Consider the following 11726-nt stretch of genomic DNA (forward strand, 5'->3'; position numbering starts at 1 on the left):
GGATCCGGTCATTCGGGGACAGACTTAAGTCCGTCCCCGATTTCTAATCGATGGCGTAATCCTTAAGCCGCACCGGCAGCCGTCGCGCGCCCCAGCTGCCCGGCGCTTCCTCGAACACGCCGGCACAGCGCGTGCCGCAGGATCCGCAGCGGCCGTCGGCGGTCAGATTCCACGCACCCAGCACATACCAGTCGCGCTGGATCAGCACCTCGCCGCAGTGATGACAGAACGTGCTGCCGCCGGTGGCGTCGTGCACGTTGCCGGTGTAGACATGATGCACGCCGTTGGCCCGGGCGATCTCCCGCGCGCGTGTCAGTGTGGCGGGCGGCGTCGGCGGATGGTCGCGCATCTTCCAGTCCGGGTGGAAGGCGGTGAAGTGCATGGGCACGTCGGGCCCCAGCTCCGCGACCACCCAGCGCGTCATCGCATCGATCTCCCCCTCGCTGTCGTTCTCGCCCGGAATCAGCAGCGTAGTCAGCTCGAACCAGACCTGGGTCTGATGTTTCAGGTACACCAGGGAATCCAGCACCGCGCCGAGTTGCGCGCCGGCGATATTGCGGTAGAAGCGCTCGCTGAAGGCCTTCAGGTCGACGTTGGCGGCGTCCATGTGGCGGTAGAATTCGGCGCGCGGCTCGGGGCAGACATAACCTGCGGTCACTGCGACCGTCCTGATGCCCTGTTCATGGCAGGCCTGCGCGACGTCGATGGCGTACTCGTGAAAGATGACCGGGTCGTTATAGGTGAAGGCCACGCTGCGGCAGCCGAGCTCGCGCGCCGCGCGCGCGATGGTCGCTGGCGCGGCGGCATCGGCCAGGGTGTCGAATTCGCGCGACTTGCTGATATCCCAGTTCTGGCAGAACTTGCACGCCAGGTTGCAGCCGGCGGTGCCGAAGGACAGCACCGGCGTGCCGGGCAGGAAATGATTGAGCGGCTTCTTCTCGATCGGATCGATGCAGAAACCGCTGGAACGACCATAGGTGGTCAGCACGACGCCACCGTCCCAGCGGGCGCGCACGAAGCACAGTCCGCGCTGGCCCTCGTGCAGCTTGCAGAAGCGTGGACACAGGTCGCACTGCACGCGACCGTCGTCCAGCGCGTGCCAGTGGCGGGTCGGCACCGTGGCGGCGCTGTCGGATTCCCTACCGGAGGGCTCGGTCATGGCGCGGCCTCCCGGTCAGCACGAGCATGGACACATTCAGTCATCATGACTGGCAAAATGGGGGCAATCATCACAATTCGCAAGCGGACGCTTGCCTGAGGGCGACGGCAGGCACATCATTCCGGAGGGAATGCGGCGTGGATGCGCTCCGAGACCGATGGATTTGATCGGGGCACGCCCTGGAAATCGCGGTGATCCGCCCCCAGTTAGCTCCTGTCCCCAGCACCGGCGACCACCCGCCGCAGGGAAGGAAACGACGATGCATACTGTCAGAGCCCCGGCTGTGGCCGGCCAGTTCTATCCCGCCGACGCGCGTGAGCTGCGTGTCCAGGTTCGTGCGCTGCTCGACGCGGTGCACACGGCCGCGGCGGACTCCGTGCCCAAGGCCGTCATCGCCCCGCACGCCGGCTATGTCTACTCGGGGCCGGTGGCGGCAAGCCTGTACGCCCGACTGGCGCCGGCGCGTGGCCGCATCCGGCGCGTCGTGCTGCTCGGACCCGCCCACCGCGTCGCCTTCGACGGCCTCGCGCTGAGCAGCGCCGCGGCCTTCAGCACGCCGCTGGGCGATGTCCCGCTCGATACCGCCGCCCGCGCGCGACTGCTGAACCTGCCCCAGGTCCGCATCCTGGACGAGGCGCATCGCGCCGAGCACAGCCTGGAAGTGCAGTTGCCCTTCCTGCAGGAAGTGCTGACGGAGTTCACCCTGGTCCCGCTCGTCGTCGGCGACGCGACACCCGAGGAGGTAAGCGAGGTGATCGAAACCCTGTGGGGCGGCCCCGAAACCCTGATCTTGATCAGCAGCGATCTCAGCCACTATCACGATTACGCCACGGCGCGGCGTCTCGATGCCGCGACCTCGCGCGCGATCGAGGCCTTGCGTCCACAGGACATCCACTATGAAGACGCCTGCGGCCGCAACCCGGTCAACGGCCTGCTGCTCAGCGCACGCAACCACGGTCTGCGCGCGCGCACGCTCGACCTGCGCAATTCCGGAGACACCGCCGGTCCACGCGACCGCGTGGTCGGCTACGGGGCGTACGCCTTCGATGCCTGAGCGCGGAGAAACGGACACCAGGGACACGCCCGCGCTGTCCATCGCCGCCGCCGCGATCGCCCACGGCCTCGCGCAAGGCGCACCGCCGCCCCCGCGCGACGATTATCCCGCCGCCCTGCGGCGGCCGGGCGCGAGTTTCGTCACCCTGACCCATGCGGGCGAACTGCGCGGCTGCATCGGCAGCCTCGAAGCGCACCGTGCGCTGGCGCGCGACCTGGCCCTGAATGCCTACGCCGCGGCCTTTCTGGATCCGCGCTTCCCGCCGCTGCGGGACGTCGAGGTCACCACGCTGAGTCTGGAGATCGCGATCCTGAACCCGCTCGAGGCCTTCCCCTGCGACAGCGAAACCGAACTCCTCGCGCAGCTGCGCCCCCATGTCGATGGACTGCTGCTGGAGGAAGGGGCGCGGCACCGTGCGACCTTCCTGCCCAAGGTGTGGGAGATGCTGCCGGAACCGGCGGAGTTTCTGCGCGCGCTGCGCCGCAAGGCCGGCCTGGCGCCGGACTACTGGTCGGAATCGCTGCGCTTCGCGCGCTACACCACCGCGGTTATCCAGGGCGGATATCTGGAAACGCTCGCGCGCGACGGCGGGAACCCGCTACCGGGCTGAGGACGGTCAATTGGCCGCGGTCCGACAGCGCCCGACCGAGCCCGGCCTGCAGACGTTGCCGTCGGTCCAGATCGCCTGGTCGAGGGTCGCGGCACTCAGATTCGCGCCGGTGAGGTCGGCACCGGTGAGATCGGCATAGGAGAGATTCGCGCCGGCGAGATCCGCCCCGGCCAGATCGGCGCCGCGCAGGGCGGCGCCCACCAGCACGGCGCCACCCAGCCGGGCGTTGCGCAGGCGCGCCACGGCGAGTTCGCTGTAGGAGAGATCGGCCCGCTCCAGCCGGGCGCCCTCGAGATCGGCGCGGGACAGCCGCATATTCGTCATATCCGCGCCGGAAAGGTCGACGCCGGCCAGACCCCGGCCCTCGAAGGCGCAGTTGCTCCATTCCACGCCCGGCCCCGGCGGTTGCGCGCACCGCAACTTGGAGTCGGCGATCTTCGTCGCCGGGCGGTAGATCACGACCAGCAGCGCGAGAAAGATCAGCACGCCGACCGCGATCAGTCCGGAGATCAGGCGCTGACGCCGGCGCTGCTCCAGGTGCTCACTCATGCGATCGGGACGCGCATTACGCGGACGCTGCGCACCGGGAACCGGCGTCTGGCGCCGGTCACCCGCGCCGCGTTGATCGGTGGGCGCGGCGCCCCCCTCCCCGCGCCGATCGCGGCTGCGCTCATCTTCCCAACGCCGGGCCGCCTCCAGACGCTCGCGCTGGGACGGATCTTCGGAATCATACTGCACCAGGTCCGGGATCATCTCGGGCATCTGGCTCAGCGGTACCCAGACCACGCCGTCCGCGCTGACCTCGTCGGTCAGCTGGATACGGCCGAGGATGACATAGCGCGAAATCTGGCCAGCCGGGAACGGCCCCTGCACGGCCTCGCCACGCCGGGTATACCAGAGCTGGTGCTGGGTCTTATCCGGCTGTCGCATCGTCCTCGCCCCGCTGCCGGTGGAACCGGCGCCCGCCTGTCCGCGTCTTACAGGATCGACCCCCGGCCTTCGGCGGCCGGCCCGGGCCGATGAAAAAATCCTTTATGCTCAACATGGATTTAAGCTACAGTTGTGATACGCTACGCTCCGGACGCTGCATAGAGTCCGGGATACCGGGCGAATCTATATGCATGACAAATGCCAGAAACAGTATCGGCATTGCAGGAAAGGGAATTAAAACAACCGTCAGTATGAGCTCCGCGCACAACACCAGCCGCGACAACCGTGCGGCGCCAGACCCCGCCGCCGGACACCCGCCAGCCCAGGACCCATCGCAGGACATTCGCCACCGGCTCGACGAACTGCGCGCCATGAGTATCCTGGTGGCCGCCGCCGTGGCCGGGGACGCCACCCCCATCGGGACCATGCTGTCCCGGAACGGTTTCACCCGCGTCGAAACCGCAGGCAATGACGAAGAGGTGCTGCGGGCGCTGCGCTCCAGCCTCGATTTCGGTGCGCACCCCGTCGACCTGCTCTTGCTCGACGTCGCCACGACGCAGTTCGACGGCCATGCGTTGTGCCGTGCGATCCGCCGCCAGCCGGCGTGGCGCGACATGCCGATCATCCTGATCCGGCAGCGCAGCGCCTGGCGGGAGGACATGCTGCCGGGCAGCTTCGCCGCCGGCGCCACCGATATCCTGTTCCACCCGGTGCAGCGCGCCGAACTGATCCCGCGCGTGATCTCGGCGCTGCTGCTCAAGAAGGAACGCGACATGCGCCGCCAGCACGAGAGCGAGCTCGAGACCGAACTCGCCGAGCGCAAAGTCATGGAGGCGCGGCTGCAGTATCTGGTTTCGCACGACGATCTCACCGGACTGTTCAACCGCCGCCGGCTCGAGCTCGCGATCGAGGACACGATCGCGAGCGTGCGCACCAGCGGACACAGCGCGTCCCTGCTGTACGTCGACCTGGACCAGTTCAAGGTCATCAACGACCTGGAGGGGCACGCCGTGGGCGACCGCCTGCTCATGAGCGTCGCCAACATCCTGCGCAAGCATCTCGGCGCGCACGACATCCTCGCCCGTATCAGCTCGGACGAGTACGCCGTACTGATCGAGGACACTACCGAAGCGGAGGCCATCGCACGGGCGGAAACCCTGCGCATCGCCATCGATGAATACCGTTTCCGCACCGAGGACCGCAACTACCATGTCTGCGCGAGCATCGGCGTGGCGCTGGTCCTGCCGCACGAGGACATCAATGCGAGCGAGGCGCTGGCGCGCTCCAGCCAGGCCTGCTTCGAGGCGAAGACGCACGGGCGCAATCTGGTGCACCTGTTCAACAAGGACGATGTCGAAACCAATATCCTGCGCCACGCGGCGGACTGGGTGCCGCGCATCCGCGAGGCGCTCACGCAGAACCGTTTCTGCATGTTCTTCCAGCCCGTGATCGAACTGCCCGGCGGGCGCGTGGTCGGCTATGAGGCCCTCATCCGGATGCGGGATACTGACGGCGCGCTGATCACGCCGGACCGCTTCATCCCGGTCGCCGAGCGCATGGGCCTGATCCACGACATCGACCTGTGGGTAGTGCAATACGCCATCGACGTGCTCGCACGGCTGCCGCGCGAGCAGTCCGGCCTGACCCTCAACGTCAACCTGTCGATCCACGCCTTCCAGGATCCGGCCCTGCTGTCGCTGGTGCGCGACCGGCTGGAGCACTGCGGCGTCGCCGCGGACCGCATCACCTTCGAGATCACGGAGACGGCGGCGGTGGCGAGCTACGACCAGACGCGTACCATGATCAACCGCCTGCGCGAGTTGGGCTGCCGCTTCGCGCTGGACGACTTCGGCACCGGCTTCAGTTCGTTCAACTACCTGAAACAGTTTCCGGTCGATTATCTGAAGATCGATGGCAGCTTCATCCGCAACCTGCTCAACGATCCGGTGGACCAGCGCCTGGTCCGATCGATGATCGAGGTCGGACGCACGCTGGACAAGGTGGTGGTGGCGGAATTCGTGGAGAACGCCGAGATACTGGCGCTGCTGGAGGAATACGGCGTGAACCGCGCGCAGGGCAACTTCATCGGCGAGCCGCTGCCCGAGATCCCGCCGCCGGGCTGAAACACGCGATCCAGGGCCGCCCCGCGTGATCGCGGATCCGGCCCCGGTCCTCACACCTTCAACGGTCTCAGGCCGCGCGCTCCGGTACCCCGCCGTGGAGGCGCATGAGCAATTCAGCCTCCGACCTGATCAGATTGCATTGCGCCATGATCTCCTCGACGCCCGCGCCCGCGCGCACCAGCTTGACTGCCCGGTCGTACTCGCGGTGAAGGATGTCGTTCGACTCGAGATCGTCCTGACGCTCGCCCAGGCGCATCACCTGCTGATCCAGCCGGCTCAGGTGCGCGCCCATCCCGGAGGCGCCGGCGCACAGTGCGCCCAGCTCGCTCTGCAAGGCCGCGCATTCCGCGCGCAAGGCGCGATGATCGCGGCGCAGACGCGCCACGCTCAAGGTCTGCAGCAACAGGGCAAGCACCATCACCGCCGCCGCCGCGACCGTTGCGATCTGTAGGGTTATCTCAAGCGTCATTACAGCTCACCTCAGACATATTCGTCGATCTGTCCGCCGCGGGGATCATCTTTGTCGTCCCCGCCTTCCTCGCGCGGAGGCGGCTTTTCCCTGCGCGGCGGCCGGGGCCGCTCGCCGTCCGGCCCGATACGATCCACCGGACGCCGACCCCAGGTCGGCAGCGTCGGCTTGATATCCCCGATCTCCGGCATTCCATCGACCTCCCAGGGTCGCTTGAATACCCAGAAAATTGCACATTCCGTGCCAGGAATCGGGCTTCAGGTCCCGACTCAGGGCGGACCCAACGCCGCCCGCCGGTCCACGGCAAGCGGCAGGCCGAGATCGACCCTGGGCTGCTGCACCGGTGGCGCCAACTCGAGCGGGCGCTCCGGCAGCGCCGGCACGACCAACGGGGTAATCGCCCGCAACGGGCGCGGATTCGGCGGGAGGGAGATCCCCGCGCCGTTCCGGGCCGGCGGTTTGCCGCTCCCCTGCGCCTGGGCCGGTGCCTGCGGCACGACGGCCGCGCGTGGTGCCTCCACCGGCGCGGCCTCCACCGCATCCGCAGAATCGTCTGCGTTCCCCCCGGACGGAGCTTCCATCACGGCGGGGGCCGCGACTTCAACGGGCGCAGCCGCCGGGGTCGCGGGTGAATCCGGCTCAACGACAGCGGAAACCGCAGCGGGCACATCCGCCGCCACCGACTGGCGCAGGCGCTCGTCGAGCAGATGTTCGACTTCCTTGTCGGCCAGCACCACCAGCACGACGCGCCGGTTCTTCGCGCGCCCCTCGACGGTGTCATTGGTGTCGATCGGGCGATACTCGCCATAGCCTACCGCCGACAGCCGCGTCGAGGAGAGACCCTGGCGCTCGAACAGGCGTACCACGCTCGCCGCGCGCGCGGCCGACAATTCCCAGTTCGACGGATAGACCTGCGTGGTGATGGGAACGTTGTCGGTGAACCCCTCGATACGAACCGGATTGGTGAAATCGGCCAGGATGGTCGCCAGCCGCGTGAGCACCTCGATCGCCTCGGGATGGATCTGCGCGCTGCCGCTGGGAAACAGGACACTGTCCTTGATCTCGACCTCGACCCACAGGTCGGTCATGCTGATCGAGACCAGCCCCTTGTCGACCAGCTGCTGCATGGCCTGGGCGACCTCGTCCGCGATCTTCTGGATGTCACGCGCGTTTTCCGGCGACGAGGCAACGCCGGCGCCCGGCATTTTTCCCTGCTCCGATTCCTGGTTGCTCAAGCTGGTGATCGGGACCTTGATCAGGGTGGGTTTGCTGATGATCTCGATCGAGGCGTTGGTGGCGGATTTCACCATCTCGCCCAGCTGGATCGGCTCGAAGGATTTTTTCGGTTCGTTGAAGGCCGCCACCAGCGAATCGGACAAGACGCGGTATTTACCCGCATTGACCGAGGAAACCGCGTACATGACGACGAAAAATGCGAACAGCAGCGTGATGAAATCCGCGTACGACACGAGCCAGCGTTCATGATTCTCGTGTTCCTCGTGCTTTTTCTTGCGCGCCATGGGCGTACCCTCAGTGGATATAGCCCTGCAGCTTGGTCTCGATGTTGCGCGGGTTCTCTCCCTCGGCGATGGAAACGATGCCCTCGATGATCATCTCGCGGAATTGCGTGTGGACGTGCACGATCCCCTTCAGCTTGTTCGCCATCGGCAGGAAGAAGAGGTTGGCGAGACCCACGCCGTAGATCGTGGCCACGAAGGCCACCGCGATACCCGAACCCAGCTTGCTGGGATCGGCCAGATTCGCCATGACGTGGATGAGGCCCATGACGGCGCCGATGATGCCGATGGTGGGGGAGTACCCGCCCATACCCTCGAACACCTTGGCCGCCTGGGTATCGTGATATTCATGGACGCCCACCTCGACTTCCATGATGGCGCGGATCGCCTCCGGGTCGCTGCCGTCGACCAGCAGCTGCAGCCCCTTGCGGGCGAACTGATCGGGCTCGCTCTCGGTGATCGACTCCAGGCCGAGCAGGCCCTCCTTGCGCGCGATGTTGCTCCAGTTGACGATCTTCTGGATGGCCTCCGCCGCGGCCACCTTGGGCGGCAGAATGACCCACATGGCCATCTTGAGCGAGCGCATGAAGATGCTGAACGGTGACTGGATCAGAATGGCGCCGAGGGTGCCGCCAAACACGATGAGGAACGCCGTCAACTGCAGCAGCGACGAGAGGTGTCCGCCTTCCAGGGCGTTGCCTCCGAGTATCGCGATGAAGGCAAGCGCGATGCCGGCGATGCTCAGAATATCCAAGACCTATCTCCCCCTCACCACAAGCCCGGCCGCGCGTGCAACCGCGTCCGCCGGGGCGGACGTGGCGGCGCCCGTCACTCGCGCATTGCCGGCCGATCCTTGCATAAAACCGTATCCCGTTCCCTGTCCGTGTCCCGACTCCGGGCCCTCCTCCCCGGCGCGCCGCGCTAGCGCGGGCGGCGGGACCGCGAGGATGGCTCAGTCATTCGTCCTCCAGTGACCGAGCCTGGACTGCAGTCGGACCAGGGCCTGGCTGTGGATCTGGCTGACGCGCGACTCGCTGACGCCGATGACCGCGCCGATTTCGCGCAGGTTCAGATCCTCTTCGTAGTAGAGCGTCAGCACCAGCCGTTCACGGTCCGGCAACCCCGAGATCGCCTCGGCGAGGTTGCGCTTGAAGTCGTCGTGCTGCACGCCCTCGAACGGTCCGTTGTCACTCTTGCCTAGACGCGACGGCACGGCGTCCTCGCTCATGCCCATTTCCTCGAAGCTGAGCAGACGGCAACCGCTCGCGTCCTGCAGGGTCTTGTGGTATTCGTCCAGACTCATGCCGAGCAGCTTGGCGACCTCGTGATCCTTCGCGTCGCGCCCGGTCGCGTTCTCGACCTCGCGCACGGCGTCGGCGACCTGGCGCGCCTTGCGGTGCACCGAGCGCGGCGCCCAGTCGCCCTTGCGGATCTCGTCGAGCATCGCGCCGCGGATGCGGATGCCGGCATAGGTCTCGAAGCTCGCGCCCTGCCCGGCATCGTAGTTGCGCGCCGCCTCGAGCAGGCCGATCATGCCGGCCTGGATCAGGTCGTCGACCTGCACGCTGGGCGGCAACCGGCTCATGATGTGATAGGCGATGCGTTTGACCAGCGAGGCGTACTGCGTCACCACCTCCTGATATCCGTTTCCATCATTGTCTGCGGGTGTGTACATGGCTGGTTTATTCATATTGTCCCTACGGTTGTCCTGCCGCCCTTGTTATTCATGAACAGTCTTTCCACGAAGAACTCGATACGTCCGCTCGCGGCGCGCGGGACGGGCCACTGCTCGATCTTCTGCCCGATCTTGGCGAAGGAAAGCGCCGCCTTGCTGCGCGGATAGGCGTCGACCAGCGTGCGCTGCTTCTGCACCGCCTTGCGCAGGAATTCGTCATACGGGACCGCGCCCATGTAGTCGAGGCTGACGTCGAGGAAGCGGTCGGCGACCTTGGCGAGCTTCTTGTACAGCTCGTTGCCCTCCTGCGCCCCGTGCACCATGTTCGCCAGCACGCGAAAGCGGTCCACCCCGTACTCGCGATGCATGACCTTGATCATCGCGTAGGCGTCGGTGATCGAGGCGGGTTCGTCGCACACGACCACCACCACCTCGTGCGCCGCGCGCACATAGGTCACCACCCCGTCGGATATCCCCGCGGCGGTGTCGACCAGCAGGATCTCGGGATTGAAATCGAGGGTGCTGAAGGCGCGGATCAGCCCGGCGTGCTCGGCGGGACTGAGCTCCGCCATGCGCTTGACCCCCGACGAGGCGGGAATGATGCGCAGGCCGTGCGGACCCTCGACGAGGATGTCGTCGAGCGTGCAATCGCCGTTGATCACGTGCGAGAGGTTCACGCCCGGATGCAGTCCGAGCAGAACGTCCACGTTCGCCAGGCCGAGATCGGCGTCCATCAGCAGGACGCGCCGCCCTCTCATGGCGAGCGTCACGCCGAGGTTGATCGAGACGTTGGTCTTGCCGACCCCGCCCTTGCCGCCCGTCACCGCGATGACGCGCACCGGCGTCTGGCGGGAAAATTCATGCAGACCGGCCGCCTGGGACAGTCCCTTGTCAGACATAAGCATTGGCCATTTCCTTTCCGAAACTGAGTGCGATCAAATCTTCGTTGATGTGGGATTCCGAGTTTTTCATCGTCTCCACGCCGCGCGCGAGCAGGGCCCCGGCGCGCGCCGGGTGCAGATCCTCCGGCACCCGCTGGCCGTCGCTGTAGAACGCGATCGGGAGTGCGCGGCTGATCGCCGTGCTGACCGCGCCTCCAATGCAGGTGGCCTCGTCCAGCTTGGTCAGGATGCAGCCGTCGGGCCGGAATACGCCGAAGGCATCCGCCACGTCCTCCAGCCCCGACAGGCGCGTGGTGGCCGAGAGCAGCAGCAGGGTCTTCTTGTTCAGGTGTTCCTTGTCGAGCAGTTCCGCCTGCCGCTGCAGGCCGCTGTCGTGCTGACCCATGCCGGTGGTGTCGATGAGGATCAGACGACGGTCGCACAGATCATTGAGCACCTTGCGCAGTTCGTCGCGGCTGTCGGCGGTCCGGACGGGAACGTCCAGGATTCGCCCGTAGGTGCGCAGTTGCTCGTAGGCGCCGACGCGGTAGTTGTCGATGGTGATCAGCGCCACCTGGCGGCTGCCGTGGCGCAGCGCGTAGCGCGCGGCGAGCTTGGCGGCGGTGGTCGTCTTGCCCACCCCGGTCGGTCCGACCAGGGCGACGATGCCGCCCTCGTCGAGGATGTCATCGCCATACAGCGGGACGCAGCTCGCAAGCACGTTCAGTGCGCGCTGCCACAGCGCCTCGATGTCGCCATCGAGGCGGCCGAGGCCGTCGACCAGCCGGCGGCTCTGCGCCGCGGTCAGGCCGAAGCACATCAGGCGCTGGATCAGTTCGACGGCGGCCGGTTCGCGCCGCGCGAACTGGCCCCAGGCGAGGCTCGACAACTGGTTTTCCATCATCAGGCGCATGCGGTTGAGTTCGGCGCGCAGTTCGACCAGCGTCGGTTCCTGACTCCAGATGCTTCCGTTGGCGTCGAATACCGGCGCGCCGGTGCGGGAAACGGACGCCGGTTCCGCAGCCGGACGGCTGACCGGGGCCTCCGCGGCGGTCTTGCGCACCGGGGTGCCGGCCGTCTGGGCCTCCGTCGACCTGGTCTCGCCGGGGAATTCGCCCTTCACCGCCTTGAACACGGTCTCGTCGTAATCGACCGCCGCCACGATCTCCACGCCGCCGTTGACGCGGCTGTTGGAGAGGATCACGGCGTCCGGCCCCTGTTCCTCGCGCACCATGCGGATCGCCTGGCGGATGTCCGGTGCAAAGAATCGTTTTATCTTCATGGTTCGCCTCGTTCAGCGCCGCGCCG

General features: G+C 66.8%; 12 protein-coding genes. 3 read left to right on the forward strand and 9 right to left on the reverse strand.

Going from position 1 to position 11726, the window contains the following annotated elements; genetic code table 11:
• Positions 1 to 43: 43 nt before the first annotated feature.
• Positions 44 to 1159: an AmmeMemoRadiSam system radical SAM enzyme gene (amrS, locus tag IPM20_05450; protein ID MBK9131070.1), complete on the reverse strand. Its 1116-nt coding sequence runs from the start codon at positions 1157 to 1159 to the stop codon at positions 44 to 46.
• A 259-nt stretch (positions 1160 to 1418) separates the two neighbouring features.
• Here amrS and amrB point away from each other — a divergent pair, with 259 nt between their 5' ends.
• Both amrB and amrA read left to right on the forward strand, forming a co-directional pair.
• Positions 1419 to 2213: an AmmeMemoRadiSam system protein B gene (gene amrB, locus IPM20_05455; protein ID MBK9131071.1), complete on the forward strand. Its 795-nt coding sequence runs from the start codon at positions 1419 to 1421 to the stop codon at positions 2211 to 2213.
• Positions 2206 to 2823, forward strand: a complete 618-nt coding sequence (gene amrA, locus IPM20_05460; protein MBK9131072.1) for an AmmeMemoRadiSam system protein A — start codon at positions 2206 to 2208, stop codon at positions 2821 to 2823. The genes amrB and amrA overlap by 8 nt, the downstream gene beginning before the upstream one ends.
• A 6-nt stretch (positions 2824 to 2829) precedes the next feature.
• Here the strand turns inward: amrA and IPM20_05465 are convergent, their stop codons facing one another.
• Positions 2830 to 3753, reverse strand: a complete 924-nt coding sequence (locus IPM20_05465) for a pentapeptide repeat-containing protein (protein MBK9131073.1) — start codon at positions 3751 to 3753, stop codon at positions 2830 to 2832.
• Between the two features lie 251 nt (positions 3754 to 4004).
• On the opposite strand from IPM20_05465, the gene IPM20_05470 reads away from it, so the two are divergent.
• Positions 4005 to 5876, forward strand: a complete 1872-nt coding sequence (locus IPM20_05470; GenBank protein ID MBK9131074.1) for an EAL domain-containing protein — start codon at positions 4005 to 4007, stop codon at positions 5874 to 5876.
• A 67-nt stretch (positions 5877 to 5943) separates the two neighbouring features.
• Here the strand turns inward: IPM20_05470 and IPM20_05475 are convergent, their stop codons facing one another.
• The 7 genes from IPM20_05475 to flhF all read right to left on the reverse strand — a co-directional run bounded on the left by IPM20_05475 (position 5944) and on the right by flhF (position 11700).
• Positions 5944 to 6345: a DUF2802 domain-containing protein gene (locus tag IPM20_05475; GenBank protein ID MBK9131075.1), complete on the reverse strand. Its 402-nt coding sequence runs from the start codon at positions 6343 to 6345 to the stop codon at positions 5944 to 5946.
• A gap of 11 nt (positions 6346 to 6356) precedes the next feature.
• Positions 6357 to 6536 carry a hypothetical protein gene (locus IPM20_05480; protein MBK9131076.1) on the reverse strand — a complete coding sequence of 60 codons (180 nt, stop codon included), beginning with the start codon at positions 6534 to 6536 and terminating at the stop codon, positions 6357 to 6359.
• A 78-nt stretch (positions 6537 to 6614) separates the two neighbouring features.
• Positions 6615 to 7865 (reverse strand): flagellar motor protein MotD, encoded by a 1251-nt coding sequence (motD, locus tag IPM20_05485; GenBank protein ID MBK9131077.1) that lies wholly within the window; start codon positions 7863 to 7865, stop codon positions 6615 to 6617.
• Between the two features lie 10 nt (positions 7866 to 7875).
• Entirely contained in the window at positions 7876 to 8616 is a 741-nt protein-coding gene (locus IPM20_05490; GenBank protein MBK9131078.1) for a flagellar motor protein, read from the reverse strand.
• 198 nt (positions 8617 to 8814) lie between these two features.
• The gene (locus tag IPM20_05495) at positions 8815 to 9552 is read right to left on the reverse strand and encodes an RNA polymerase sigma factor FliA (protein ID MBK9131079.1); all 738 of its coding nucleotides are present in this window, start codon (positions 9550 to 9552) and stop codon (positions 8815 to 8817) included.
• Positions 9549 to 10436: a MinD/ParA family protein gene (locus tag IPM20_05500; GenBank protein ID MBK9131080.1), complete on the reverse strand. Its 888-nt coding sequence runs from the start codon at positions 10434 to 10436 to the stop codon at positions 9549 to 9551. Before IPM20_05500 ends, IPM20_05495 begins: the two co-directional genes overlap by 4 nt.
• Positions 10429 to 11700: a flagellar biosynthesis protein FlhF gene (flhF, locus tag IPM20_05505; protein ID MBK9131081.1), complete on the reverse strand. Its 1272-nt coding sequence runs from the start codon at positions 11698 to 11700 to the stop codon at positions 10429 to 10431. The genes IPM20_05500 and flhF overlap by 8 nt, the downstream gene beginning before the upstream one ends.
• Positions 11701 to 11726: the final 26 nt, after the last annotated feature.

This window comes from Gammaproteobacteria bacterium (assembly GCA_016716465.1).
Taxonomy (GTDB): domain Bacteria; phylum Pseudomonadota; class Gammaproteobacteria; order SZUA-140; family SZUA-140; genus JADJWH01.